The organism is Streptomyces sp. NPDC002588 (assembly GCF_040295925.1).
In the GTDB taxonomy this organism is placed as follows: domain Bacteria; phylum Actinomycetota; class Actinomycetes; order Streptomycetales; family Streptomycetaceae; genus Streptomyces.
Window position 1 is genome coordinate 126439 of the sequence record NZ_JBEOWF010000002.1, and the last position, 25655, is coordinate 152093.

General features: G+C 72.4%; 22 protein-coding genes. 13 read left to right on the top strand and 9 right to left on the bottom strand.

Translation table 11 applies throughout. The annotated features are described in order from the left end of the window. Nucleotides 1-190: 190 nt before the first annotated feature. Nucleotides 191-1315: an ROK family protein gene (locus tag ABT057_RS03255; RefSeq protein WP_352340701.1), complete on the bottom strand. Its 1125-nt coding sequence runs from the start codon at nucleotides 1313-1315 to the stop codon at nucleotides 191-193. Nucleotides 1316-1670: 355 nt separating this feature from the next. Between ABT057_RS03255 and ABT057_RS03260 the strand changes: the two genes are divergently transcribed. From ABT057_RS03260 to ABT057_RS03285, 6 genes are all read left to right on the top strand, one after another. Continuing rightward, on the top strand, nucleotides 1671-2579 hold the full coding sequence (locus tag ABT057_RS03260) for an N-acetylglucosamine kinase (RefSeq protein WP_352340702.1): 909 nt from the start codon (nucleotides 1671-1673) through the stop codon (nucleotides 2577-2579). Nucleotides 2580-2823: 244 nt separating this feature from the next. Continuing rightward, nucleotides 2824-4716, top strand: a complete 1893-nt coding sequence (locus tag ABT057_RS03265) for a phosphatase PAP2 family protein (RefSeq protein ID WP_352340703.1) — start codon at nucleotides 2824-2826, stop codon at nucleotides 4714-4716. 90 nt (nucleotides 4717-4806) lie between these two features. Continuing rightward, nucleotides 4807-6459, top strand: coding sequence for a phospholipid carrier-dependent glycosyltransferase (locus ABT057_RS03270; protein WP_352340967.1), 1653 nt, complete (start codon nucleotides 4807-4809; stop codon nucleotides 6457-6459). Nucleotides 6460-6556: 97 nt separating this feature from the next. Continuing rightward, entirely contained in the window at nucleotides 6557-7480 is a 924-nt protein-coding gene (locus tag ABT057_RS03275) for a MurR/RpiR family transcriptional regulator (RefSeq protein ID WP_352340704.1), read from the top strand. Nucleotides 7481-7806: 326 nt separating this feature from the next. Then, nucleotides 7807-8190: a hypothetical protein gene (locus ABT057_RS03280; RefSeq protein ID WP_352340705.1), complete on the top strand. Its 384-nt coding sequence runs from the start codon at nucleotides 7807-7809 to the stop codon at nucleotides 8188-8190. Nucleotides 8191-8302: 112 nt separating this feature from the next. Continuing rightward, the gene (locus ABT057_RS03285) at nucleotides 8303-10690 is read left to right on the top strand and encodes a SpoIIE family protein phosphatase (protein ID WP_352340968.1); all 2388 of its coding nucleotides are present in this window, start codon (nucleotides 8303-8305) and stop codon (nucleotides 10688-10690) included. An 18-nt stretch (nucleotides 10691-10708) separates the two neighbouring features. Here the strand turns inward: ABT057_RS03285 and ABT057_RS03290 are convergent, their stop codons facing one another. Together ABT057_RS03290 and ABT057_RS03295 are read right to left on the bottom strand one after the other, a co-directional pair. Then, nucleotides 10709-11713: a peptidoglycan-binding protein gene (locus tag ABT057_RS03290; RefSeq protein ID WP_352340706.1), complete on the bottom strand. Its 1005-nt coding sequence runs from the start codon at nucleotides 11711-11713 to the stop codon at nucleotides 10709-10711. Between the two features lie 59 nt (nucleotides 11714-11772). Continuing rightward, on the bottom strand, nucleotides 11773-12600 hold the full coding sequence (locus tag ABT057_RS03295; RefSeq protein WP_352340707.1) for an ATP-grasp domain-containing protein: 828 nt from the start codon (nucleotides 12598-12600) through the stop codon (nucleotides 11773-11775). A 175-nt stretch (nucleotides 12601-12775) separates the two neighbouring features. Between ABT057_RS03295 and ABT057_RS03300 the strand changes: the two genes are divergently transcribed. The 4 genes from ABT057_RS03300 (at nucleotide 12776) to ABT057_RS03315 (ending at nucleotide 17946) form a co-directional block, all read left to right on the top strand. Next, on the top strand, nucleotides 12776-13624 hold the full coding sequence (locus ABT057_RS03300; RefSeq protein WP_352340708.1) for a bifunctional methylenetetrahydrofolate dehydrogenase/methenyltetrahydrofolate cyclohydrolase: 849 nt from the start codon (nucleotides 12776-12778) through the stop codon (nucleotides 13622-13624). Between the two features lie 122 nt (nucleotides 13625-13746). Next, complete coding sequence (locus ABT057_RS03305; RefSeq protein WP_352340969.1) at nucleotides 13747-14466, top strand: TetR family transcriptional regulator; 720 nt, start codon at nucleotides 13747-13749, stop codon at nucleotides 14464-14466. Nucleotides 14467-14617: 151 nt separating this feature from the next. Next, nucleotides 14618-15034: a Zn-ribbon domain-containing OB-fold protein gene (locus tag ABT057_RS03310; protein ID WP_352340709.1), complete on the top strand. Its 417-nt coding sequence runs from the start codon at nucleotides 14618-14620 to the stop codon at nucleotides 15032-15034. A gap of 146 nt (nucleotides 15035-15180) precedes the next feature. Then, the gene (locus ABT057_RS03315; RefSeq protein WP_352340710.1) at nucleotides 15181-17946 is read left to right on the top strand and encodes an alpha/beta hydrolase family protein; all 2766 of its coding nucleotides are present in this window, start codon (nucleotides 15181-15183) and stop codon (nucleotides 17944-17946) included. 57 nt (nucleotides 17947-18003) lie between these two features. On the opposite strand, the gene ABT057_RS03320 is transcribed toward ABT057_RS03315, so the two are convergent. After that, on the bottom strand, nucleotides 18004-18384 hold the full coding sequence (locus ABT057_RS03320) for a PPOX class F420-dependent oxidoreductase (RefSeq protein ID WP_352340711.1): 381 nt from the start codon (nucleotides 18382-18384) through the stop codon (nucleotides 18004-18006). Between the two features lie 356 nt (nucleotides 18385-18740). On the opposite strand from ABT057_RS03320, the gene ABT057_RS03325 reads away from it, so the two are divergent. After that, complete coding sequence (locus ABT057_RS03325) at nucleotides 18741-19577, top strand: SAM-dependent methyltransferase (protein WP_352340712.1); 837 nt, start codon at nucleotides 18741-18743, stop codon at nucleotides 19575-19577. A gap of 135 nt (nucleotides 19578-19712) precedes the next feature. Further along, a complete protein-coding gene (locus ABT057_RS03330) occupies nucleotides 19713-21092 on the top strand; it encodes a S1 family peptidase (RefSeq protein WP_352340713.1) in 1380 nt (459 codons plus the stop codon). A gap of 84 nt (nucleotides 21093-21176) precedes the next feature. Here the strand turns inward: ABT057_RS03330 and ABT057_RS03335 are convergent, their stop codons facing one another. Next, entirely contained in the window at nucleotides 21177-21362 is a 186-nt protein-coding gene (locus ABT057_RS03335) for a hypothetical protein (RefSeq protein ID WP_352340714.1), read from the bottom strand. 130 nt (nucleotides 21363-21492) lie between these two features. After that, nucleotides 21493-22188 (bottom strand): L,D-transpeptidase family protein, encoded by a 696-nt coding sequence (locus ABT057_RS03340; protein WP_352340715.1) that lies wholly within the window; start codon nucleotides 22186-22188, stop codon nucleotides 21493-21495. Nucleotides 22189-22327: 139 nt separating this feature from the next. On the opposite strand from ABT057_RS03340, the gene ABT057_RS03345 reads away from it, so the two are divergent. Then, nucleotides 22328-22864, top strand: a complete 537-nt coding sequence (locus ABT057_RS03345; protein ID WP_352340716.1) for a hypothetical protein — start codon at nucleotides 22328-22330, stop codon at nucleotides 22862-22864. Between the two features lie 3 nt (nucleotides 22865-22867). Here ABT057_RS03345 and ABT057_RS03350 read toward each other — a convergent pair whose 3' ends face one another. From ABT057_RS03350 to ABT057_RS03360, 3 genes are all read right to left on the bottom strand, one after another. Next, nucleotides 22868-23782, bottom strand: coding sequence for an SDR family oxidoreductase (locus ABT057_RS03350; RefSeq protein WP_352340717.1), 915 nt, complete (start codon nucleotides 23780-23782; stop codon nucleotides 22868-22870). A 95-nt stretch (nucleotides 23783-23877) separates the two neighbouring features. Continuing rightward, on the bottom strand, nucleotides 23878-24507 hold the full coding sequence (locus ABT057_RS03355) for an MBL fold metallo-hydrolase (RefSeq protein WP_352340718.1): 630 nt from the start codon (nucleotides 24505-24507) through the stop codon (nucleotides 23878-23880). After that, a complete protein-coding gene (locus ABT057_RS03360; protein ID WP_352340719.1) occupies nucleotides 24507-25592 on the bottom strand; it encodes an S-(hydroxymethyl)mycothiol dehydrogenase in 1086 nt (361 codons plus the stop codon). The genes ABT057_RS03355 and ABT057_RS03360 overlap by 1 nt, the downstream gene beginning before the upstream one ends. Between the last annotated feature and the right edge of the window lie 63 nt (nucleotides 25593-25655).

Here is a 25655-nt window from a genome sequence, read left to right on the forward strand (position 1 = left end):
AGGGCGCGGCCTCGCCCGGCCGCGTCATCCTGACGGGCGAGGGTCCCCGGCCGCTGTGGCCGTCGCCGCACAAGCATGCCCTGGTGCGGTTGCCGTACGTCGAGTACGGGCGGGACGCTCGGCCCAAGCCGGTGTCCCGACCGGCTTAGAAAGCGCTTGTCCGGACATTGGCAGACCGAGTCGGAGGCCGTCAATCCTTCGCATGCGCTGCCTCGGTCACGGTTTGGACTCCTCGGGCGACCGCGAGCCGTGCGGCCCCCACCACGGTGCCGAGATCACCGAGTGTGCTGCTGACCACCTCGGTGGGCCAGCTCAAACGTTCCAGTTCGGCCCGCACACCGGGCAGGAGCTGCGGATCCGAGCCGGTGCTGCCGCCCAGCACGATCAGTCCGGGATCCAGTACGGCGGTGACGGCGGCGGCGAGCCGGCCCACGTCGGCGGCGTGCCGGGCGACCATCGCGCGGGCCGTGACGCGGCCCTCCAGCGCGAGGGCGAAGAGGTGCTCGGTGCTCGTGGGGCACGGGCCGTCCGCGTCCTGCCAGGCCGTCGCCGCCCGCCGCAGCAGGGAGCGGGCCCCGACATGCTCCTCCAGAGCCTCGTGGCGCGGCTCCAGGCCGTCGTCCCAGGGGTAGGGCAGCCGGGCCACCTCACCGGCAGCGCCGTTGGCCCCGCGCAGCACCTGTCCGCCGATGACGACGCCGAGACCGATACCGACACCGATGCGCAGGTAGCCGAAGGTACGGCGGCCCCGAGCCGCGCCCTCGTGCAGTTCGGCGAGCGCGGCACAGTTGACGTTGTTCTCGAGGTGGACCGGCACGGCCGGGGGCAGTGCGACGGCCACCGCGTCGAACACCGGCCCGGCCTTGGCGGTCGCGGGGCGCACCCCGGTGCCCTCCCGGGTGACGTCACCGACGGCGACGACGATGGTGCGCAGCGGCACCCCGGCGGGCAGCGCGCCGAGCGCCTCGCGCACGGCGTCGGCGGCGTCCTCGCGGGAGGCGGTGGCCTCCGCGAGCAGGGCGCCGTCCAGCGCGCACCCCCTGACCCGGGTGACGGCGGGGCCGAGGTCGACGGCGAGCACGGTACCGGCGGCCGGGCCGAGGCGGTACACGGCGGCAGAGCGGCCGGTTCCGCTGGAGGCGGTGCCGGAGTGGGCGGCGAGCCGGACGCCCTCCAGTTCGGCGACGGCGGAGGACACCGTCGGCTTGGACAGCCCGGCCAGGCTCGCGAGCTGCGGCCGGGTCGCTCTGCCCGCCTGGGCCAGCACGGCGAACACCGCGCTGGCGCTCTCCGTCAGGCGGGGGACTTCCGCCACGTCGTGTTCCACAGTTTCCCCCACACGGGTACCGGGCCGCGCGCCCGCTCGATCGGCTCGGCGGGTGCGGCGATGGGATGGACCGACGTCGCGCGGTCCCGCCCCGCGGCGGCCCGGACGGGCTTCGCGGCGGTCGAGTGCGCGATTACTCTTGACGCACTGTACTTCGTTAGTTAACTTCCTAACGAACTTCACGGTACTCGCCTGCCGTGCCTCACCAGAGGCCCGTCCCGGGGCTTCCCTAGTTCACCAGTGCACCGAAATTCCGCTCTCCTCCCCTTTCACGGTTCGCCCGCCGTCGCAGTCGGGGCCCGGATTCAGGCCGGGCCCCAAGCGCAACGACGAAAGAGGATCCGTGCAGGACTCTCCCCCTCCGTGTCCCCTCGTGGTCGGCGTCGACGTGGGTGGCACCAAGACGCATCTCGTCGCCCGCGCGGGCGACGACGTCGTGGCCGACCACGTCCGTGCCAGCAGCGGATGGCGGCCGCACGACCCGGCCGCCGCCGCGCGCTGGCTGGCCGACCTCGTCCGCACGGCGCTGCCCTCCGGCGCGTACCCGTCCGCACTCGCGGTGGGAGCGCACGCCTGCGAGACCCCCCGCCAGTGCGCGGAGATCCGGGTCGCCCTTCAGGAACTGCTCGGCGTTCCCTCGCACATCGTGGGCGACGCCGAGCTTCTCGTGCCCGCGGCCGGGCTGGACGAGGGCGTCGGACTCGTGGCCGGCACCGGCTCGGTCGCGGTGGGGGTGCTCCCCGACGGCGCCCCCGTGCAGGTGGGCGGCTGGGGCGCGGTCCTCGGCGACGAGGGCGGCGCCGCCGGTCTCGTCCGGGAGGCGGCCCGGGCCGTATGGGCCGCCCACGACCGCGGGGAGAAGCCTGACGCGCTCGCGGCCGGGCTCGTCGCCGCGTTCGGGGTCCCCGAGGTCCCGGCGCTCGGCGCGGCCCTGGAGAGCGCCTCGGACGTCTCCGCCGACTGGGGCCGGCACGCCCCCGTCGTGTTCGCGGCCGCAGCCGACGGCTCCGCGCCCGCCCGTGCCGTGATCGCCGAGGCCGGCGCGGCCCTCGCCGCGCTGGTGGTCCGGCTCGCCGCCCGCGGGGTCGCGACCGACGACGTGGTCGTGGCGGGCGGCACGGTACTGGGGCAGCCCTCGCTGTACGAGGCGTTCACCACCGCGCTCGCCGAGGCACTGCCCGCGTCGCAGCCGCGGCGGCTGACGGTTCCCCCGGTCGAGGGCGCGGTGGCACTCGCGCGCTCTCTTCTGTGAAGCACATTCCCTCCCGTGCGGCACACGCCGCCCGTTCACGCGGGAGACATGCTCCGGTCGCCGGGTCATCGCGGCAGAGACACAACCCGGCCGTAGATCTTCGCTCGTACGCATCATCCGGCTCACACATCGTTCGCTCGTACGCTTCATCCGGCTCACACGCCGTCAGAAGACCTACGGGCCGCGCCTGATCGCAGCTCCTCCCCCAGGCCGCACCGCCGAAGAACTCAAGAGAGGCACACCCATGCCGTCACCCGTCGTGAACAGAAGGCGCTTCCTGCAGGTCTCCCTCGGGGGCTCGGCGGCCGTGGTCGCCGCCCCGACGCTGGTCTCGTGGCTCGGGGCCGCGGACGCCAAGGCGGTCACGAACCCCCTGCCGTTCGTCGACGACTACAAGACGAACCTCACGACGAACCTCACGCCCGAGACCAACGCCGTGGTGCGGATACTCGGCGGCTTCGCCCAGGTGTGGAAGACCGGCTCGGCCTGGAACACCGGCACCCCGCTGCGGCCGGAGATCCTGCGCGCCAACATGCGCTACTGCATCGACACCACCCGCAAGCGCACCGAGGCCCAGGGCCGGGAGGCGTTCGTCTACGACCGTCAGCACCAGAGCTACGCGATGATCGCCGGCCTGGGCCCGCTGACGGACCTGTACAAGGCCGGCGCCAAGGCGGTCACCTCGATCACCAGCGCGCCCGACACCACGCCCGCGACGACGATCAGCGACGCGGTGCCCGCCGGGGCGCCCGCCGGATCCGCGATCGGCGCCGGCTCGTACACCTCGGACCTCGGCCAGGTCGCCAAGCTCGTCGACACCGTGCGCGGCCCCTACGCCTCGGGCAACCCGGGCAAGTACGCCTTCCAGTACCCGCGGCCGTGGCGCATGAACGAGAACAGCGAGGTCGTCGACACCGGGAGGACCGACGCGCTCGGCTTCCCGGTGTACGACTCGAAGGTGGTCGTCGTCCCGCAGCTGCTCCGTCAGCGCGGCACCTCCGCCACGGACGACGGCGGCTTCCCGAGCGGCCACACCAACGCCTTCCACCTGGCCTCGCTGGCGTTCGCGTACGCGGTGCCCGAGCGGTTCCAGGAGCTGGTGACCCGCGCCCTGGAGCTCAGCCACACCCGGATCGTGGCCGGCATGCACAACACGGTGGACGTCATCGGCGGCCGTGTCATGGCCACCGCCCTCGCCGCGGCCACCCTCGCCGACCCGGCCAACGCCGACCTCAAGGCGGCCGCGCGCGCCCAGGCCCTGGCCTACTTCACCGAGCAGACCGGCACCACGGCCGACACCCTCTTCGCCTACGCCCACTCCGACGCGGGCGACGCATACGCCGACCGCGAGGCGAACCGGCGGGCCAACGAGCCGCGCTTCACCTACATCCTGAGGCGCGAGGGCCGAAAGACGCCGCTGACCGTGCCCAAGGGCGCGGAGGTGCTGCTGGAGACCCGTCAGCCGTACCTGACCGCCGAGCAGCGCCGCGCGGTGCTGCGCTCCACCGCGCTGGAGTCGGGGTACGTGCTGCTGGACGGCTTCGAACAGTGGGGCCGCCTCAACCTGTTCGCCGCCGCCGACGGCTACGCCTCGTTCGAGTCGGACGTGACGGTCACCCTGGACGCGGCGAAGGGCGGCTTCCACGCCGCCGACGCCTGGCGCAACGACATCGACGGGGACGGCGGCCTGACCAAGCTCGGCTCCGGCACACTGACCCTGAGCGGGCACAACGACTACCACGGCGCCACCGTGGTGGAGGCGGGCACGCTGGTCGCCGCCCACGCGGACGCCCTCGGCCGGGGCGACGTACGGCTCACCGGCGGCACCGTGCGAGCGGAGCTGCCGGTGCGGGTGCGCGGCAGCTGGACGCAGACGAAGGACGCGACGCTGGACCTGCCGCTGCGCCGCGGCCACGGCGCCGTGCTGACCGTGTCCGGCCGGGTCACCCTCGGCCAGGGCTCGGTGCTGTCGCTTCGCCTCGACGACAAGCAGCCCGCGGTCGCCGGGACCACCGTCCCGGTGATCGACGCGAGGCTGCGCGGCCAGTTCGACAAGGTGGAGCTGAACTCCGACCAGCTGCGGGCCGTACCTGTCTACACGGCGGATGGTCTGTCGGTACGACTCCTGAAGCGGTGACGCGCCTGGTGGCGGGAGCTGGTGCACAGTGGCCTGGTGGCCGCTGCGGACCCCTCCCGCCACCGCCCGGCGGGTGTCACCGCGGGGCGGATGATGGCGAGCGCACAGCACACGGTCCTCGAGCCGGCTCCCGAGACGGCGGCGGCGCGCCCGCCCGCCCGGCGCAGATGGCTCGTGCCGCTCCTGGCGGTCCTCCTGTTCGCCCAGATGGCGGTCGGGATGGTGACCTCGGCGGTGCAGCAGACGCCGACCATCGACGAACCGGTGTACGTCGTCGCGGCCGCCGACTATCTGCACGAGCACCGGATCCACTACAACGCCGAGCATCCGCCGCTCGGGAAGCTGGTCATCGCCGTCGGCGTGGCCCTCGCCGACCCCCACGTCGACGCCGCTTTCACCGGCGACCAGACCGAGGCGGGCCGGCATCTGCTCTACGAGTCCGGCAACGACCCCTGGCGGCTGATGTTCTGGGCCAGGCTGCCGGTGATCGTGCTGACGCTGCTGTTCGGCCTGGTGGTGTTCGCCTTCGCCCGCGACCTCGCGGGGCCCGTCCCCGCCCTGGCCGCGCTCGCCCTGTACGCCCTCTCCCCCGATGTGATCGCGCACGGTTCGCTGGCGACGCTGGACGTGCCGGCGGCCGGCTTCGTGCTGACGTCGGTGTGGCTGCTGTGGCGGGCCCGCGGCGGCCGGACGCGGCTGTACCTGCCGCTCGCGGGAGCCGCCCTCGGGGCCGCGCTCGCCACCAAGATGAGCATGCTGCCCGCCGTACCCGTGCTGCTCGCGCTGGCCGCCTGGTCGGTGGGCATCCGACGGGCGCGCCGGGCCCTGCTCGCGGCGGGTGTGGTCGCGCTGGCCGCCGTGGCCGTCGTATGGGCGGCGTATCTCGTCGTCGACCCCCGCCTGCGCTGGGATCCGCACCACACCGACTTCCCGGTACCGGTGCTGCACGGGCTGCGCGGGCTGCTGGTGCAGGTGCTGCCCTTCCCTGAGGCGTACCGGGACGGCATGCGGATCCAGTTCGGGCTGGAGAACGACCCGTGGCAGGGCTTTCTGTTCGGGGACGTGTACGACGGCTCGCGCTGGTACTACCTGCCGGTCGCACTGCTGGTGAAGACCCCGCTCGGCATGCTCGCGCTGTGGGCCGCCGGGGCCGTCGCCCTGGTGGCGGTGCGGCGGCTGCGTCCGGCGGCGCCGTACCTGCTGGTCCCGAGCGCGGTACTGCTGGCCTCGGCCATGACCGGGTCGCGGAACTTCGGCACCCGGTACGTGGTCTTCCTGCCGATGTTCCTGGCGGTGGCCGCCGGATGCGTCCTCGCGACCGGGTGGCGCCGGCGGTCGGCGGCGACCTGGGCGCTGGTGGCGTTCGTCGCGGTCAGCTCGCTGCGGACGTTCCCGTACTACCTGCCGTACTCGAACGAGGCCTTCGGCGGTCCGGCGAAGACGCATCTGCGGCTGCACGACTCCAACGTGGACTGGGGCCAGGACCTCGGACGGCTCGCGGACCGGCTGCGCGAGCGGTACGCGGGCCGGACGGTGTGGCTGGTCTACAAGGGCAGCGGTGTGCCCGAGTACTACGGCATCCGGGCGTCCGATCCCCGCCGGGTGCCCCTGCGCGAGGTGCACGGGGTGCTCGTGGTGTCGGACTCCGCCGTCGCCAAGGCGAGCGGGCGGCTGGCCCAGCTGATCGACTCCGCTCGCGAGGTCGGCGAGGTCGGGCACTCGATCACGATTTACCGACGGTAACTCACGGAGGGTGTGCGGTGGGCGGGTCTTCGGGCACCGTGTGCCGCACATTCCGTGAGCTATGTTGAGCTGCGTGGGAGACAAAGGAGGCGCACCGGTGCCATCGCCTCAGCAGGCACGCGCACAGGCATCCGCGATCACCTCGGGAAAGACGGATCCGGAGGCGGAGGTGTCCCCGACCTCCCGGCTGCGGGCTCTCTTCGACGGACCGCATCTTTCCCCGGGGCAACGGCGCATCGCCCAGTATCTGATCGAACACATCACCGAGGCGGCGTTCCTGTCGATCACCGACCTCGCCGACCGGGTCGGGGTCAGCCAGCCCTCCGTGACCCGGTTCGCCGCCGCCGTCGGCTTCAGCGGCTACCCCGCCCTGCGCGAGAGACTGCAGTCGATCGCGCTCGGCACACTGTCGCCCGGCCCGGTTCCGGCCGAGGTGCACCGGAGCAACGAACTGCAGGCCGCGGTCGAGGCGGAGATCGAGAACCTGGAGAACCTGCGGCGCGACTTCGCCGACCCCGACCGGGTCATCGACGTCGGCCGGCAGCTGTCCCAGTCGACACCGCTGACCATCCTGGGCCTCAGGATCTCCGCCTCGCTCGCCGAGTACTTCGCCTATGCCGCCCGCCGCGTCCACCCCGACGTACGGCTGGTGACCCGGGGCGGCAGCGTCGCCTACGACGCGCTGCTGCAGTCCCGTGAGGCGGGCGGCACCTGGGTGCTGGCGTTCTCGATGCCCCGGCACGCGCACGAGACCCTGACCGCCGTACGGGTCGCGCGCAGCGCCGGTCTGAAGGTGGCGCTGATCACCGACCTGGCGCTGGGCCCCGTGGCGGACGGGGCCGACGTCACCTTCGCCACCGGCACCGGCTCCCGGCTGGTGTTCGACTCCTACGCCGCACCCGGCGTGATGGCCGCCGCGCTGCTCCAGGCCATGACCGACGCGGGCCCCGAGCGCACCCAGGCCAGGCTGGAGGAGTACGAGCAGATCGCCGAGCAGCACCAGTTCTTCCTGCGTGAATGACACCTGAACGACCGGCCCGCGCACCGGATTGGACGACACCCCCCTCCCCGGAAATACGCAGAGGGATCCTTCCGGGCAAATCACGCATGAATGTTTTCATGCTCCTTGCAAAGCGGACGGCATATATAAATACTGCTCACGGTCGCACCCGCCCGCGAAGGGCTCCTGTACGGGCACCCGAAGCCGTCGTCCCCTACCCACGTCGGCGCCGAGGGTGCTCGGGGCATCGCACGCGCGAGTGCCCGTGGCGGCCCCGGTCATCCCCTAGACCGGGGCCGCCCCACAAAACGTCGGACCACCCGCCCGACGCCATACACCCGGAAGCGATGACCATGACTCTGACGACGACGACGCGCATCAGCCCGGACTGGCCGTGCCAGGTCAAGAACCCCGGCAGCTACGACTGGGAACGCTCGGCCGCGAAGTGGCTGCGCGAACTGGTGCCCGCGCGCTACGCGAGCTACCCGGTCCTGCTCCGGCACCCGGTGCTGCTCGCCCGCCACGCGTCGATCCAGGTCCAGCAGGAGATCCGGGTGGCCCGCACCGCCCTGCAGACCGCCCGCGCCGACCTGCCCCGGCTGGGTCTGCCGGAATCGGTCATCGAGCACACCATCAAGCTGTACGCGGCCGAACTCATGCAGCTGCAGCACATCGCCCGCAGCGTCCGCGCGGTCAGCCAGGCCCTGGTGGACAGCAACTCCGGCCGCTGAACGGCACGGTCCGCTTCGGGATCACCCCTGCCGGGGGCGTTGCCGCAAGACCACGTTCGATTCCACCTCCCTGTGCGATGCTCAAAGCGTGACGAGCGAACCCGCGCCGCCCATGGGGTCCGGTGAGGTACCCGACCTGGCCGCCCTGACCCGGGTCGTGGCACGCCAGCGCGCGGAACTGGACCGGCTTCAGGACCTCGCGGCCACCTCGGCCGTGCTGGAGCGGGCCAAGGGCGCGGTGATGGCGCGGCTCGGCTGCTCCCCGGACACCGCGCAGGAGGAGTTGCAGGAGCGGGCGCGGTCGGCCCGGCACACGCTCCTGGAGGAGTGCTGGATCACCCTCGGCTCGCTCGCTCCGCCGACGGCCCCCCAGCCGCCGCCCCCGGCCGACACCGCCCTCCCCGGCACACCGCCACCGGCCACGGACGAGCTCGGCCCGGCCGCCCTGAGCCGCTTGGCCCAGGCGCTCGTCCGCGTCGGCACCCCGCAGGACCTGGCCCGCTGTCTGCTGGACCGGCTCTCCGCGGACGTGGGCGCCGACGCGGTGATGATCTACGCACGCCTGTCCGGCGGCGGCCTCGAACTGATCGGGCACGCCGGGGTCGACGATGCGGTGGCCCGGCAGTGGAGCCGGGTGCCGCCACTGGCCGGCGTCGCCGCGCTGGACGCCCTCGCCACCGGGTCGCCGCGCTGGCTGGAGGACCTCGAGGCGGACCGGAAGCGGTACCTGCTGATCGGGGACCCGCCCGAGCAGTGGCGCTCGCGCGCCTGGCTGCCCGTCGTCACCGGCGAGTCGGCCGAGGTCGCGCTCGGCGTCCTGCGCCGCCGCGAGGAGATCTTCACACCCCCGGTCCGGGAGCATCTGCTGGCGGTGGCGCGTCTCAGCACGGGCCCGTTGCGCATGTTCGGCCTGCGGCGCGAACCCACCGTGGACGCCGCCGCGAACGCCGTGCAGACGGTGTTCGACCGGCTCCCGGTGTCCGCGGTCCTGCTCACCCCGGTGGCCACCGGCCCTTCGGGGGTCGTCGAGGACTTCCGGATCGACGCCGCGACCGCCGGGACGTCCGACGCGTTCGGCCGCTCCGGCCGCGAACTGGTCGGGCTCCGCTTCCTCGAGTGCTGGCCCGGGGTGGCGAACGAGCCGCTGTGGCAGGGGTGCCTGCGGGCACTGGCGGACGACGAGCCGTACGAGAGCGAGCCCTTCGCCCGGCAGCGGCTGGTCTGCGGGGTCGGCGAACTGTCCACGTACTCGGCGCGGGCGGCGCGGCTGGGCGACGGGCTCGTCGTCAGCTGGGTCCTGCACGACCCCTCGGACCGGCAGGAACAGCGGCTGGCCGAGGTGCAGCGGCTGGGCAGGCTGGGCTGGGCCACCTGGCGTCTGACCACCGGCGAGGGCAACTGGTCCTCCCAGGTCTTCGCCCTCCTCGACCGCGATCCCGCGGACGGCCCCGTCCCGCTGAACGGCATGCCACGGCTCGCCCTGCCCGAGGACGTGCCGGCGCTGGCCCGCGCCATCGGGGAGCTGGTACGGGACGGACTGCCCTGCGACGTGCCGTTCCGGATCGCGGCCCGGGACGGCATCCGCCATCTGCGGGCGGTCGCCGAGACCGTGGCGGACGCCGAGGGCCACCCCGTGGAGGTGCACGGCTTCGTCCAGGACGTCACCGCGCAGCGCAGCGCCGAACTGGCCCTGGTCGCCAGCGAGCGGGCGATGCTCACCCAGCACGGCGTGCTGCAGGCCGAGCGGACGATGGCCGCCCGGCTCCAGGACGCGCTGCTGCCGCTGCCCAAACAGCCGACGCGGCTGGCCGGACTGCGCGTCGACATCGCCTATCTGCCCGCGCAGTCGGGGCTCAACGTGGGCGGAGACTGGTTCAGCGCCATCGAACTGCCCGACGGGGACGCCCTGTTCGTGGTGGGTGACGTCGCCGGGCACGGCATGGACGCGGTCGCCTCGATGGCGCTGCTGCGGTTCACCGCCAAAGGCATGATCATCACCGGCTCCTCGCTGACCGGGGCGCTCGTCCGGCTCAACGCGCTGCTGCTGCACTCCCGCGACCCGCACGGCACGGCGACCATGGCCCTGGCCCGCTACCACCCGGGCGAGCGGCGGATCGTGTGGGCCCAGGCCGGCCATCTGCCGCCGCTGCTGGTGCGCGAGGGCGAGGCACGCTATCTCGAGCGGCCCCACGGGATGCTGCTCGGCGCCAGCGAAACCCCGCGCTACGAGGAGGCCGAGTGCCGTCTCGCACCGGGTGACCGGCTGCTGCTGTACACGGACGGGCTGGTCGAGCGGCCCACGGAGCGCATCGACCGGGGTCTGGAGCGGCTCGCCCGGGCCGCCGCACTGCCCGGCCCGGACGGCCCGGCCCCCCTGGAGCGCCTGCTCAGCACGCTGTTGGAGCCGGAGGGCCGGGACGACGTGTGCGTGCTGGACATCCGCGTCCCGGACGACGAGAGCCAGGGCCCTTCTGCATTCGCCCGGTCCGCTCCTTTGTGAGGCATGTCCGCGCCGGTCTCACCCGGTGCGCGACTCCAGCGCCTGGCGGGTGTCGTCGCCGTAGACGCCGTCCTCGTCACCGCGGATGCCGTACCAGAGCTGGAAGCGGGCGACGGCCTCGGTGAGGACAGTGGTGTAGCGGCCGTCCGTGGCGCCGTCCTTGTACACGTCCGGGATGCGCAGCAGACGCTTCTGGAGGTCGGTCACCTCGGGGCCGCTGTCGCCCTCGCGGAGGGTGCCGGCGCCGTCGGGGTCGGCGGAGCCGGCCGCGGACGGCGAGATGGTGGCCGTCGGGGTGGGGCTCGGCGGGGACGTCTGCGCGGCCGCCTCCTCGCCCCGGCCCGGCAGCAGGAGCGCGCCGGCGAAACCGACCAGGGCGGCGGCACACACACCGACCGTGACGGCGGCCCGCCGCAGCCCGGCACCGGAACGGGTCCCGTCCGCGGACCGCCTCGTCCGCTCGGCACGGCCAGGCACCGCGGCACCGGCCCAGTCCCGCGAGCCCTGCCCCTGCCCCTGCTCCGAAGACGCCCCGTGCGTCCGCCGGCCGCGCGCGGGACGGAACGCCGGGGAAGCCTGCCCCCGCACCCCTGCGGGCCGACCGACACCACCGCCGGCCCTGCCGGTGCCGGTACCGAACCTGTCCTGCTCGTCGCCGCCCGGCTCCCCCGCAGCCGCGTGCTCGCCGGTTCCCGCCGAGGTCCCGGCACCCGACCCGTCCGGCTCACCCGCCCGGTCCCGGTCCCAGTCCCAGTCGGCCGCCGAGGCCGGCCCGCCGTGGTGCTCGGCCGTCCGTTCCTCGTCCCGGACGGCGTCGGGGCCCACCGGCGGCAGCTGCTCCGTCTCCGCCTCGCCGCCCCCGGCCGGCAGGGAGATCGCCTCGTAGCCGACGGGCTCCCCGGTCAGCTCGGTCATCTCGCGGAACAGTTCCGCCAGCGCGTCGGTGTTGCGAGGCCGCAGGACCCGGATGGGTTCGACGACCCGCCGTTCCTGCGACTCCTCGGGTTCGGCCGGTGTCGGCACCGTGGTCTCCCTCCGTTCCGTGTCCCCCGGGAGAGATACGGGCGCGGGGGCGGCCGGGTTCAGCCGGCGAGGAAGCGGCGCAGGGAACGCCTGGTCGCGGCCACGAAGGCATCCCGTCCGGCGTCGTCGAGGGCGTCCAGGGAGAGGTACGGGTTGAGGTCCTCCAGCTCCACCAGCAGCAGTGCGCCGTCGGGGGCCCGGCAGGCGTCGACGCGCTGGATGCCGTACGCCAGGCCGTTCCAGTCGACGAAGCGGCGGGCGAACTCCAGGTCCGCCGCGGTGGGTCCGTACGGCTCCAGCCGCCAGCGGCGCTCGGGGTCCGGGGCGTACAGGGCGTACTGGAAGTCGTCGTCGACGAAGTAGAAGGAGACCTCGTAGGCGAAGTCGACGCACGGCTGGACGAGGACCGTGCCGTCGGCCAGGGCGGGCAGCTCGCCTGGGCCGGCGATCCGCAGTCCTATGGAGTCGGCGCCCGCCTTGGGCTTGACGACGTACCGGTCGGCCCGGGGAAGGCGGTGCAGGTCCGCCGGACGGTCGACGGTGGGGATGACCGGGAAGCCCTCGGCGCTCAGGTCGAGGAGGTACTGCTTGCCCGCCATGTCGCCGCGGCCGGTGAGCGGGTTGTAGACGCGCACGCCGTCGCGCAGGGCGCGGTCGCGGAAGGCGTCGTACTCGCGCCGGTAGCCGAGGACGGGCCCGCTGTTGCGGACGACGACGGCGTCGAAGGCGTCCATCAGGGCCGCCGCGTCCAGCGGATGGCACAGGGCCAGGTCGAAGTCGGCGCGCAGCCGGGAGGCGAGGAGGACGTCCTCGTCGCCGTAGCGCCGGCCCCGCGCCGGGTAGGCCAGGTCCGTGACGTAGAGGAGGCGGGGGCGGGCGGACGGCACGGGGTCTCCTGGGACTCCTCGGGGGGCTGCGGCGCTGAAAGGTTACGTCGGGGTGGGCGGTACTCCTGCGGGGAGGGGGACGGAGGGGTCGTAGGATGACAGGACCGTCGTTTTTCTCCCGCGTTTCCCTCCCGCTGTCTCCCGCGTTTTTCTCCCGAAGGGCTCGACGACTCCCGTGACCACCGCAACACTTCTCGACGGCAAGGCCGCCGCGGCCGACATCAAGAGCGAACTCGCCCTCCGTGTCCAGGCGTTGAAGGAGCGCGGCATCACCCCCGGGCTCGGCACGGTCCTCGTCGGCGACGACGCGGGCAGCCGGTCCTACGTGGGCGGCAAGCACCGGGACTGCGCGCAGGTCGGCATCGCGTCGATCCGGGTGGAGCTGCCCGCCGACGCCTCGCAGACCGACGTGGAGGCCGCGGTGCTGCGGCTGAACGCCGACCCGGCGTGCACGGGCTTCATCGTGCAGCTGCCGCTGCCCGCCCACATCGACACGCACGCCGTGCTGGAACTGATCGACCCGGTCAAGGACGCCGACGGCCTGCACCCGACGAACCTGGGCCGGCTGGTGCTGGGCATCCCGGGCCCGCTGCCCTGCACCCCGCGCGGCATCATCGACCTGCTGCGCCGCAACCACGTGGAGATCACCGGGCAGCAGTTCTGCGTCATCGGCTGCGGGGTGACCGTGGGCCGCCCGCTGGGCCTGATGCTGACCCGCTCCACCGAGCACGCCACGGTGACCCTGTGCCACGAGGCGACACAGGACGCGGCCGCGCACGCGCGCGAGGCGGACGTGGTGGTGGCCGCGGCCGGCGTGGCGCACCTGGTGCGGCCCGAGTGGATCAAGCCCGGCGCGACGGTCCTGTCCGTGGGACTGACCCGCACGGTCGAGGGCGTGCTCGGTGACGTCCACCCGGACGTCGGCGACGTCGCGGGCTCGTTCGCCCCGCCGATCGGCGGGGTCGGCCCGATGACCCGGGCGATGCTCCTGACCAACGTGGTCGAGGCCGCCGAGCGGCTCTGACCTCGACACGCCGTGCAAGGCACTCGGTTCCCTGACTGGAGGGAACTGAGTGCCACAAGGGGCACTCAGGTGTTACGTTCCCGTCCATGAGCGCCACTGACAAGGCGGAGGCCAAGCCGCCCATGCGGGACGCCCTGGTGGCGGCGGCCTTCCAGCTGTTCCTGGAACGGGGCTACGAACAGACCACCGTCGACGACATCGTGAACCTCGCGGGCGTCGGCCGGCGGTCCTTCTTCCGCTACTTCCCCTCCAAGGAGGACGTGGTCTTCCCCGACCACGAGCGGTGCCTGGCCGACATGACCGCCTTCCTCGCGGACAGCGAGGCGGACGCCGAGCCGGTGGCCCGGGTGTGCGACGCCGCCCGGCTGGTGCTGTCGATGTACGCCGAGAACCCCTCCTTCTCCGTGCAGCGCTACCGGCTCACCAAGAAGGTGCCGGGGCTGCGCGCGTACGAGCTGTCGGTGGTGTGGCGCTACGAACGCGCCCTCGCCGCGTATCTGCGGGGCCGTTTCGCCGGCCGCTCCGACGGCAGCCTGCGGGCCGACGTGATCGCCTCGGCCGTGGTCGCCGCACACAACAACGCCCTGCGGTCCTGGCTGCGTTCGGACGGCCAGGGCGACGCGAGCGCGACGGTCGACCACGCGCTGCGGTACGTACAGGCGGCCTTCGGCGCGCCGGCCCCGCCGTCCTCACCGGCCCCGGCCGCCGCCGGGCAGCCGGTGGGCGCCGAGGATTCCGAGGACGCCGAGGACGCCGAGGACGTCGTCGTGGTGGTCTCGCGGCGCGGGGCGCCCCTGTGGCGGGTGGTGCAGGAGATCGAGACGGCCCTCGGGCGGCACTGAAGTCGTTCCATATTGGGGGTACGCAGTACCTTTACGCCTGGCACTGAGTGCCATACGCTGGGGCCGTGCACGGTGGCACGGTGAACCGCGCACGTCCGTGCGCGTCCCGCGCACGGCAGAAGTCCGGGCCTGGGGCAGGGAGTTGACCAGCGTGTACCACTACTCAGGAAGCGCCGTTCAGCAGGCGGCCGGCCCCTCGGCGGGTCTGCTCGACCGCACGCGGACCGACGGCGAGGCGATCCTCTTCCAGCGCTGCACCTGGTGCGGCACCGCCATGTACCACCGGCTGCTGTGTCCCGTGTGCCAGGGCAGCGACCTCCGTACGGAACGCAGCGAGGGCACGGGAACGGTGCGGCACTCCACGGTGGTCAACCGCAACACGCCCTCCGCGCGCAATGTGTCGCTGGTCGAGATGGCGGAGGGTTTCGTCGTACGCGGCCGGGTCATGGGCCCGCTCATCGCCATCCACAGCGGCGACCGTGTCCGCCTCTCCACGGTCAAGGACCCGGTACGGGGCGAGCCCGTCTTCCAGTTGGTCGACGAGCCGTACCGGGGCTGGCACCGCTGAAGTCCGCCGGGTGACCGGATTTCTGCCCTCCGCGGGCGGATTCCTCCATCACAGGCAACCCACAGGCCCCGCATCGCTTCCTTCGTGACGTGAGGTGCTCCCGGTACGGACGGGGCGCCCGCGTTCGAAGTGTGAGGAGGGGCCCCTTGATCCATGCCCGGCGAATAGGTGTCACCGCCGTGGCCGTGCTCGCGGCACTGGCGGCATCGCCTGGACTGGCGCAGGCTCAGCAGCCGCCCGGGGCGACGACGGAGGCTTCCGGCGGCGGGCTGCCACCCGGCTGGCAGGTCACCGGGGCGGGTGCCGGCCGTCAGCTGGTCTGGCGGTCGGAGCGGACGGTGCCCATGGGGGACGCCCGGGTCGAGTTCCACGCCGACGGCAGACTGCTCGGCGTACCCGAGGAGTCCTCGGACGGCCGTACCTTCCGGCTCGCCCTGGACCGGGCCACCTCCCTCGAGGACCTCCAGGTCCTGGCGGGCGGGCGCCGGCTGGACGCTGCCGCCGGCAACTCCGGTGACAGGGACCGGAGTCCGCTGACCGCGGCCCGGCCCCCGGCCGCGCCGGCGGCGAACTCCGTGGACCCCGGCAAGCCGGGCTCGTACCGCACGGTCAGCGGTGAGTACCGCCTCGACTCCGTGAAGCTGCCCGGGTATCCGGAGAAGATCGAGATGCAGGCCGTCGTCGTCGCGCCCAAGGGCGCCACCGGCAAGCGGCCGCTCGCACTGTTCCTGCACGGCCGTCACTACACCTGCTACAAGCCGGGCAGCACCGACGAGGCGACCGGCAACTGGCCGTGCCCGGCGGGCCTGAAGCCCATCCCCAGCTACAACGGCTATCTGCAGGACCAGAAGCTCCTCGCCTCGCAGGGCTACGTCACCGTCTCCATCTCCGCCAACGGCATCAACGCCCAGGACGGGGACGTCGACGACGGCGGCGCGCAGGCCCGCTCCTCGCTGGTGCGCCGGCATCTCGCCGAGTGGGCGAACTGGGCCGCCCACCCGGGCACCGCCCCGGCCGCGGTGCGCAGCGCGCCCAAGGCGGACCTCTCCAAGGTCCTGCTCGTCGGCCACTCACGCGGCGGCGAGGGCGTCAACCGGGCCGCGATGGACAGCCTGTACCCGGCGCCGGCCGATCAGGACGGCTACCGCGGCCCGGTCCGCTGGAAGATCGCCGGCACGGTCGACATCGGACCGACGATCTTCGGCCAGAATCCGGTCGCCGACGTGCCGTCCGTGTCCCTCCTGCCCGGCTGCGACGGCGACGTCGCGGACCTCGAGGGCGAGACCTTCGTCGACGGGACGCGCGGGGTGAGCAAGGGCGCCGCCCTGCACAGCGCGGTCTACGTGGTCGGCGCGAACCACAACTTCTTCAACACGGAGTGGACGCCGGGCAAGGCCGTTGCTCCCTCCTCCGACGACTTCTGGGAAGACTCGGACAATCCGGACCCGGTCTGCTCCGTCGGCGCCCCGACCCGTCTGACCGCCGACCAGCAGCACAAGGTCGGCTCGACCTACATCGCCGCCGCGGCACGGCTGTTCGTCGCCGGTGACGACCGGGTGCGCCCGCTCCTCGACGGTTCCGGCACCCGCGCCCCCTCCGCCGACCCGGCCCGCGTCCTGACGCACGCCGTCGGGGGCCGCCGCACCGGCGGGTTCCTGCTCGACGACGGGGTGAAGGTGACCGGCGGCCGGGTGTGCTGGTCGGACCCCGACCCGGCGAAGGCGTGTCTGGACGACGCCACCACCCTCGGGATGTCCCCGCACTTCCAGTGGTGGGACCTGGAGCGGGACACCGGCAAGCGCGCGGTCGCGATGAAGTGGTCCGCGCCGGGCACACCGACGAAGTTCACCTACCCGGGTTCCGTCTCCCTCTCCGGCGCGAAGAACCTGGCGCTGCGGGTGTTCGTGCCGCCGAACACCACCGGCACCAAGCTGGACGTGACCGTCACCGACTCCGCCGGCCGCCGCGCGAAGCTCGGCCAGGCCAAGATCGACGGTCTGCCGGGTTCCGCGCGCACCTCCTCCTACTGGGCCCGGGAGCTGAGGCTCCCGCTGACCGCGGCCACCCGCGCCGGACTTGACCTCAGGCACGTCAAGTCCCTCGAGCTGACGCCGCGTTCGGGATCCGGACATGCCTGGTTCATGGACGCCTGGGGCTGGGCTCCCGGCCTGCCGGCGGTGAAGGCGGCGGCGCTGCCGCGCGTCGACATCGGCCGGATGACGGTCAAGGAGGGCGACTCCGGCACCCGCACCTACCACATCCCGGTCAAGGTGTCCGGGCACGGCAGCGGCAAGGTCCGTTTCTACGTCGTCGACCCGGAGACCGGCACGGCCAGGGAGAAGGTCGTGAGCGTCCGTCCCGGCGCCACCCCGATCGACGTGCCGGTCGAGGTGAAGGGCGACAAGCTCTACGGCTACGACAAGAGCGACGACCTCCTCGTGAAGGCCGTGCGCGGCGCGGTCGTCGGCGCCTACCGGGGCGGCGTCACGGAGCAGAACGACGACCCCGCGCCGGAGGCGACCCTGACGCCGGTCACCGACCGGGTGACCGAGGGCGGGACGCTGACCTGGCGGATCTCGCTGTCGGCGCCCGCCGAGGAGAGCATGTGGTTCCCGGTCCAGATCATTCCGGTCACCGAGGGGGCCGAGCTGTCCACCAAGGACGTGGACCCGCAGTGGCTGTCCGAGATCTCGGGTGCGTCGCCGGACCCGGAGCTCCCGCTGTCGCAGCTGGCCGTGTACACCGGGCCGGATGTTCCGGCCGGGTCCACCGGTGCCGAGTTCGGCATCCCGACGGTGAAGGACCAGGTGGCCGAGCCTGAGGAGTCGGTGCGTCTGGCCGTGACCGACGACTGGGGCAACCCGCTGCCGGACGTCCCGCCGGTGGTCGGCACGGTCGTGGACGCGCCGTAGCACGACGCCCACGCCGGGGGGCATGGACCGTGCGGCGGTCCGTGCCCCCCTCCGTTCTCACAGCGTGACGCGGATCCCCACGGTCCCGTCCGCGCCTCGCCGCAGTCGGCTGCCGAGGAGGACGAGCCGGCCGGCGATGCCGTACTTGCGGGCGAGCAGGGTGCGGTAGCGGGCGGTGGCAGCCGCGTCGCAGATCTCCGCGGTGGCCGGGATCTGCTCGCCGGTCGGGTTGCCGCGCACGTCGCAGGGGCCGACGAGGACGTCGCCGCGGGCCCGGATGCGCTTCACCTTCCAGGCGTCGGCGGCCGACCAGACCCCGAGCGTCTCGCCGTCGCGCACCACCCAGACCGGAGTGGCGACGCCGGTGCCGTTCTTGCGATAGCTGGTGATCAGCAGGTACTTGCCCGCAGCCAGCCGGTCGAGCGCGTTGTCGTCCATGGGTGCAGTCTAGGCACCGTCACGCCTCACCACCTCGGGAGCCTCAGCTCGTGGTCGGGCCGCAACCGCCGTATGCAGCCGGTGTCGTCCCGGCCCCGCGTACCCAGGTCGAAAGGACGCGGCCGTGCCGCCGCCCTTGGGCGTCCGGGCAGGCGACCTCCACGGCCGAGTGGTCCGGCCGCGCTCGTGAGCCGGGAGGTGAGGGGGACTCAGGGGAAGGGAGTGCGGAGGGATCCCCGGGCGAGGTCAACTCGGCTGTCCGGATTGCTCGTTGACCGAGTCCGCGGGGGTCTACATTTACTTTCGGACTATGCCGCCTTCATCCTGCTCTCCTTTCCGGCCCAGGAGTTGAATCCGTGACCGAGAACGCGCCGACCGTCGACCCGGCCGCAGCGCCGCCGCACCGCCGTATCGACATCACCCAGCCGCACACCGCCCGCATCTGGAACTACTGGCTGGGCGGCAAGGACAACTACGAGGTCGACCGGACGGCCGGTGACCGGATCCGGGAGTTGCACCCGGACATCGGCGAGTACGCCCGTGCCGACCGGCTGTTCCTGGGCCGTGCCGTGCGGCACCTGGTGACCGAGGCGGGCATCCGGCAGTTCCTGGACATCGGCACCGGGCTGCCGACCGCGGACAACACCCACGAGGTGGCCCAGCACCTCGCCCCGGACGCCCGGATCGTCTACGTCGACAACGACCCGCTGGTCCTGGCGCACGCCCGGGCCCTGCTCACCAGCACACCCGAGGGCCGCACCGACTATCTCGACGAGGACCTGCGCAACACCGACTCGATCCTCGAACACGCCGCGAAGACGCTGGACCTCGACCAGCCGGTGGCATTGATGCTGCTGGGCGTGGTCATCTTCATCGGCCCCGACGAGGACCCCTACGGGCTGGTACGGCGTCTGCTCGACCGGCTGCCGTCGGGCAGCCATCTGGTGTTGTCGCACACCATCACCAGCCCGGCGATGCCGGACGTGGACGAGGCCGTGAGGTTCTGGAACGAGCACGGCACGCCGAAACTGACCCAGCGCTCCCCCGAGGACGTGGCCCGCTTCTTCGACGGCCTGGAACTGCTGGAGCCGGGCGTCGTGTCCTGTTCGCGCTGGCGTCCGTCGGTGGGACAGATCGGCATGACGGAGCCGCCGGAGGTGGCGATGTTCGGCGGAGTGGCGCGAAAGCGCTGATCCGCTCTTTCGATGCCGATGTGATCACTCTCGGGGTGAACGCGGCCGGGGTGCGGCACGTATGGGGATGAGGGCACTCGACGACCGGAGGGCCCCGCGGTGTTGACGCCGCGCGTTCGGTTTCGGGAGCCAAGGATGAGGCACGTACGACGACGGATCGTCCGGCGAGCGACACGGCTGGCGGCCGTCGGCGGACTTCTCCTGGGAGGAGCCATGGTCACCCAGGCGGCCATGGCGAGTGAGACGCCCGGCACCTCGGCGGCACCACGCGCCGAACCGGAGTCCGTCGTCACCAACCCCGGGGCGGCCCTGGTCAAGAAGTTCGGCACGGCGCGCACGGCGGGCACCTGGATCGGTACCGACGGACGTCCGGTCGTCGCGGTCACCGACGAGAACACGGCCACGGCGGTGCGTGAGGCGGGCGCCGAGGCGAAGCTCGTGGGTCACAGCATGAACGAGCTCAAGGCGGCCACCTCGACGCTGCGGGCGGCGCCCAAGGTGCCCGGCACGGCCTGGGTGATGGACTACCGGACGAACCAGGTCGTCGTACAGGCCGACAGCACCGTTTCGGCCTCCGACTGGGCGCAGTTGACGAAGACGGCGACCGGCATCGGCAGCTTCGTGCACATGGAGCGAACCGCCGGCAAGTTCACCACCCGGCTCAACGGCGCCCAGCCGATCCTGTCGACCACCGGGCGCTGTTCGGCGGGATTCAACGTGACGAACGGGACCAACGACTTCATCCTGACCGCCGGGCACTGCGGCCCGAACGGGTCGACCTGGTTCGCCGACAGCACGGCCAAGCAGCAGGTGGGCCAGACGGTCAACCAGAGCTTCCCCGTCAACGACTTCTCGCTGGTGCAGTACGCGAGCGGCAAGGCGGGCAGCGGCGCCGACATCGTGGCCATCGGTGACGGCAACGGGGTGCGCATCACGGGCACCGGTGACGCGGCCGTCGGGGAGCGGGTGTTCCGCAGCGGCAGCACCACCGGACTGAAGGACGGACAGGTCACCGGGCTCGACGCGACCGTCAACTACCCGGAGGGCACGGTCAGCGGGCTCATCGAGACGAACGTGTGCGCCGAACCCGGCGACAGCGGCGGCCCGATGTTCTCGGAGGGCGTCGCGCTCGGCATCACCTCGGGCGGCAGCGGCGACTGCACGACGGGCGGCACGACCTTCTTCCAGCCGGTGACGCGGGCGCTGGCCCAGCTGGGTGTGACGCTCATCGTGTCCGCGCCGTCCGACGCCGCGTCCGGTGCTCCCCAGCCGTCCGGGTCGCCCACTCAGGCGGCGATCGCCCCGGGGACGACCTCGCCCGGCTCGACCACTCCGGTGACCGGCCTGGGGGGCGGCGGCGCGACCCTCGCCTCCCGTCTCACCGACCCGAACAACATCGGTCCCGGTCTGCTGGTGATCGGCGGCAGTCTGGTCGCCCTCGTCGCCACCCGCTACTTCCGCGCCGAACAGGACCGCAAGGCGTATCGCGAGTACTACTCGGCGACCTGGGGCTGAGGCCGGCGGGGGGGCGGCAGGGCAAACGAAAAGGGCACCCGGTCAGGGTGCCCGCTTCGGTCCTGCCTCGGTCTCGGACGAGTGTCAGTCCGCGTCCAGCGGATGCGGGGCCGCGGCGGCCCACTCCAGGACGAGCCGCTGGTACTCCTCACGCTGCTCGACGCTCAGTGTCCCGCCCGACCGCAGCCACAGGGCCCGGATCGCCTCGTTGACCTCGTCAGCCGAGCGATCGGAAACGGTTTCAACAGTGGTGGACATGGCGTGAAGCATACGGCTCCCGAAGTGAAGGCCGCGTGAGTAATTCCTGATAATCGAGACATAAGACGCCGTGTTGCTGATCACGTCCGTCTGTCGACCGCACCGGGGCACTTCACCCTCGCGTCAGCCCGGCCGGTACCTGTCAGGTGCCCGGCTTACGGCCGTACACGAAGACGTCGTCGCCGTTCTTCAGCAGCGACCAGTACTTCTTGGCGGTGGCCGTGGTCATGTTGACGCAGCCGTGGGAGCCCGGCGGGTTCCACATGCTGAGGCCCACCGAGTGGAAGGCCTGGCCGCCGTCGAAGAACTGGCTGTACGGCATGGACACGTTGTAGATCGTCGAGACGTGGTCGATGTCACGCCAGTAGATCTTCTTCAGACCGGTCCGGGTCTCGTACCCGTTGCGGCCGGTGCGGACCGGGACGGGGCCGTAGACGAGCCTGCTGCCGTCCTGGATCCAGCTGAGCTGGAGGGTGAGGTTGACACAGGCTATCCGGCCCCTGTTGGTCGGGCACTTGTGATCCCGGTTGGGGTTGTTGCCCACCGCCTTCTGCTTGTTCATGAGGTCCATCACGCCCCAGGTGACGGATCCCGCGTAGCCGATGTTGGGCGTGATGCCGTGCTTGGTCTGGAAGGCCCGGATCGCCTTGCAGTCGGCGCTGGACTGCCTGCCGTCGACGGGCCGGCCGAGGAACTTCTCCACCTGCTTCTGGTACGGCCCGGCCTGCGTGGTACAGCTCGCGGCCTGGGCCGGCGCGGCGCCCAGTACGAGCGTCAGCGGCGCCACCAGGCCCGTGACGCCGAGCGCGACGGCCCCTCGTCTGCGCATGTCCCCCATGAGTTGCCCTCTTCCTGACGCGGTTGCGGCGATTTCGACAACGTAGACCAGCGGGCGGGGACAGCGGTTGTGGTACGGCTCATGCTGTGACCAAACAGTGAAACAACCCGGCGGACATCGGGGCGGTTATCGTGCGGGCATGTCCGCGTTCCTGCAGCAACTCCCCGCTCTCATCGGTGTCGTGATCGGTGCGCTCGGCTCGTATCTCGCGGTCGTGCGCAGCGACGGGGCCAGGTTCCGGCGGGAACAGGCGGCGCGGTGGGAGGAGCGGCGGCTGTCGGTGTACGGCGACTACGCGCGGGCGCTGAAGAAATCGGTGAACCTGGCCTACCGTGTCGCCTCCCATCTCGGCAACGACCCGCACCCGCACCCCCTGTCCCCGGCGGAGGCGGAACCGCTCCTCGCGGAGGCGACCGACGGCCGCGACCCGGCCGGGGAGGCGCTGATCATGCTGGGCAGCCGGGAGGTGGTGGACCGGGCGCGGGAGTGGGTGACCGCGGTGATGGACATGGAACGCTTCATGCGCGCCGGGACGGTCGATCCGGTCGCCTGGCAGGCGCTCCTGGAGCGGCAGCGGGCCGGCCGCGAGGGGTACTACACCGCGGTGCGCGAGGATCTCGCGCTGCCGCCGGGACACCCGGCGCGCTGGCCGACCCGGCCGGTCCCCGACGCGTGAGGCTCAGCGGTAGCCCGTCGTGTCGGCCGGCCTCCCGGCGTCCTGGACCTCGACCAGGTAGCGCCAGGCGTCCGGGCGGCTGCCGTCCAGGTCCGTGAAGCCGTACACCGGGGCGAGGCCGCCGCTGGAGAGGGACCGCCCGTTGAAGCGGGCCACGTCGGGGTCGGCGGCGAGGGCGGCGACGGCCCGGCCGACGTAGCGGGGTGTCTCGGAGATGGCGAAGTGGGGGACGCGGTCGAGGGCCTCGCGCCAGGTGTCCTCGGTGACGCCGAAGGTGTCGAGCATGAGCTCCGAGCGCAGCCAGCCGGGGGTGAGCGCGAGTGCGGTGGCGCTGCGCGGGCCGAGTTCGTGGCCGAGCGCGAAGGCCATGCGCAGCACGGACGCCTTGGCGAGGTCGTAGAAGAAGTTCACGCGGTAGGTGTCGCGGTTGTACTCGGCGGTGCCGTCGGTCATCTCGACGACCAGCCCGCCGGGCCGGCGCAGGAGGAGCGGGAGCGCGTGGTGGCTGGTGATCGCGTGGGACTCGACCGCGAGGCGGAGCAGCCGCAGCCCGTTGTCGAGGTCGTGCTCCCAGACGGGGGTGTCCCACTCGAAGAGTTTGTCGCCGCCCCAGATGTCGTTGACGAGGACGTCGAGCCGGCCCTCCTCGGCGTCGACGCGGTCGACGAGGGTGCGGACCTGGGCGGGGTCGAGGTGGTCGGTGGGGACGGCGATGCCCCGGCCGCCGGCCGCGGTGACCAGGACGGCGGTGTCCTCGATGGTCTCGGGCCGGTCGTACTCGGAGCGGTGGGCGCGGGTGGTGCGTCCCGTCACGTAGACGGTGGCGCCGGCCGCGCCGAGTTCCACGGCGATGCCCCGCCCGGCCCCTCGGGTCGCTCCGGCGACGAGCGCGACCTTGCCTTCCAGCGGACGCGGCATGTCCGGCCTCCCATTTTCCCCGACGAGTGGATCACTGCGCGAGTGATGTCACCACGAGGATGCCGGGGAAACCGGACATCTTCTGTCGCCTTTCGTCAGTGTCCGCGTGCGATCCACTCGTCCAGGTGCGGTGCCTCCGCGCCGATCGTCGTGGCGTCGCCGTGGCCGGTGAGCACCTTCGTCCCCGGCGGGAGGGAGAGCAGCTTCTCGCGGATCGAGGTGATGATCGTCGGAAAGTGGGAGTAGGAGCGGCCGGTGGCTCCGGGGCCGCCCTGGAACAGGGTGTCGCCGGTGAAGAGCACGCCGAGCCCGGGGTCGTACAGGCAGACCGCGCCGGGCGCGTGCCCGGGGGTGTGCAGGACGGTCAGGTCGGCGCCCGCGGCCTCGATGACCTGTCCGTCGGCCAGGTGGGCGTCGGGCTCGCGTCCCGGGTGGGTGAGCTTCCACAGCGGCAGGTCGTCGGGGTGCAGCCAGATGGTCGCGCCCGTCAGCTCGGCGAGGGCGGGTGCCGCGTTCACGTGGTCGTTGTGGGCGTGGGTGCACACGATCGCGGTCAGTCTGCGGTCGCCGACGGCGGCGGCGATGGCCTGGGCGTCGTGGGCGGCGTCGATGACGATGGCCTCATGGTCGTCGCCGACGATCCAGACGTTGTTGTCGACGTCCCAGGTGCCGCCGTCGAGGGTGAACTGACCGGAGGTGACGAGGCGTTCGATGCGCGCGGCCATCACAGCACCACCACCGAACGCAGGACGTCGCCGTGGTGCATCCGCTCGAACGCCTTCTCCACCTCGTCGAGTTGGATGGTCTCGGTCACGAACGCGCCCAGATCCAGGCGGCCCTGGAGATGCAGGTCGATCAGCATCGGGAAGTCACGGGAGGGCAGGCAGTCTCCGTACCAGGAGGACTTCAGCGCGCCGCCACGCCCGAAGACGTCGAGGAGGGGGAGTTCGAGCTTCATCTCGGGGGTGGGGACACCGACGAGGACGACCGTGCCGGCGAGGTCGCGGGCGTAGAAGGCCTGCTTGTACGTCTCCGGACGGCCGACCGCCTCGATGACGACGTCGGCGCCGAAGCCGCCGGTCAGCTCGCGGATCGCGTCGATCGGATCCGTCTCCTTGGAGTTCACGGTGTGCGTGGCGCCCATCTTCCGGGCGGTCTCCAGCTTGCGGTCGTCGATGTCGACGGCGATGATCTTCGCGGCGCCGGCCAGGCTTGCGCCCGCGATCGCCGCGTCGCCGACCCCGCCGCAGCCGATGACGGCGACCGAGTCACCGCGTCCGACGTTGCCGGTGTTGATCGCGGCGCCGATGCCCGCCATCACGCCACAGCCCAGCAGTCCGGCCACCTCCGCCGACACCGACGGGTCGACCTTGGTGCACTGACCGGCCGCGACCAGCGTCTTCTCGGCGAAGGCGCCGATCCCGAGGGCCGGGGAGAGCTCGGTGCCGTCGGTCAGGGTCATCTTCTGCCTGGCGTTGTGCGTGTCGAAGCAGTACCAGGGGCGGCCCCGCAGACAGGCCCGGCACTGGCCGCACACCGCTCGCCAGTTCAGGATCACGAAGTCACCGGGCGCCACGTCCGTGACCCCCTCCCCCACGGCCTCCACGACACCCGCCGCCTCGTGACCGAGCAGGAACGGGAACTCGTCGTTGATGCCGCCCTGCTTGTAGTGCAGGTCGGTGTGACAGACCCCGCAGGCCTGGATCTTCACCACGGCTTCCCCGGGACCGGGGTCGGGGATCACGATCGTCTCCACCCGTACCGGCTCGTCCTTCCCCGGTGCGATCACTCCGCGTACTTCCTGCGGCATGGTGCTGCCCCTTTCTTCGGTGGTCATCCGTCCCAGGTCCGACCCTACGCGTGACTGATCGGT

What these genes read in the sequence shown, in the direction of transcription:
- ABT057_RS03265 (WP_352340703.1), top strand. Translation starts at nt 2,824, where the DNA reads ATGCCGTCACCCGTCGTGAACAGAAGGCGCTTCCTGCAGGTCTCCCTC.
- ABT057_RS03270 (WP_352340967.1), top strand. Translation starts at nt 4,807, where the DNA reads ATGATGGCGAGCGCACAGCACACGGTCCTCGAGCCGGCTCCCGAGACG.
- ABT057_RS03280 (WP_352340705.1), top strand. Translation starts at nt 7,807, where the DNA reads ATGACCATGACTCTGACGACGACGACGCGCATCAGCCCGGACTGGCCG.
- ABT057_RS03285 (WP_352340968.1), top strand. Translation starts at nt 8,303, where the DNA reads ATGGGGTCCGGTGAGGTACCCGACCTGGCCGCCCTGACCCGGGTCGTG.
- ABT057_RS03305 (WP_352340969.1), top strand. Translation starts at nt 13,747, where the DNA reads ATGCGGGACGCCCTGGTGGCGGCGGCCTTCCAGCTGTTCCTGGAACGG.
- ABT057_RS03320 (WP_352340711.1), bottom strand. Translation starts at nt 18,384, where the DNA reads ATGGACGACAACGCGCTCGACCGGCTGGCTGCGGGCAAGTACCTGCTG.
- ABT057_RS03330 (WP_352340713.1), top strand. Translation starts at nt 19,713, where the DNA reads ATGAGGCACGTACGACGACGGATCGTCCGGCGAGCGACACGGCTGGCG.
- ABT057_RS03335 (WP_352340714.1), bottom strand. Translation starts at nt 21,362, where the DNA reads ATGCTTCACGCCATGTCCACCACTGTTGAAACCGTTTCCGATCGCTCG.
- ABT057_RS03340 (WP_352340715.1), bottom strand. Translation starts at nt 22,188, where the DNA reads ATGGGGGACATGCGCAGACGAGGGGCCGTCGCGCTCGGCGTCACGGGC.
- ABT057_RS03345 (WP_352340716.1), top strand. Translation starts at nt 22,328, where the DNA reads ATGTCCGCGTTCCTGCAGCAACTCCCCGCTCTCATCGGTGTCGTGATC.
- ABT057_RS03350 (WP_352340717.1), bottom strand. Translation starts at nt 23,782, where the DNA reads ATGCCGCGTCCGCTGGAAGGCAAGGTCGCGCTCGTCGCCGGAGCGACC.
- ABT057_RS03355 (WP_352340718.1), bottom strand. Translation starts at nt 24,507, where the DNA reads ATGGCCGCGCGCATCGAACGCCTCGTCACCTCCGGTCAGTTCACCCTC.
- ABT057_RS03360 (WP_352340719.1), bottom strand. Translation starts at nt 25,592, where the DNA reads ATGCCGCAGGAAGTACGCGGAGTGATCGCACCGGGGAAGGACGAGCCG.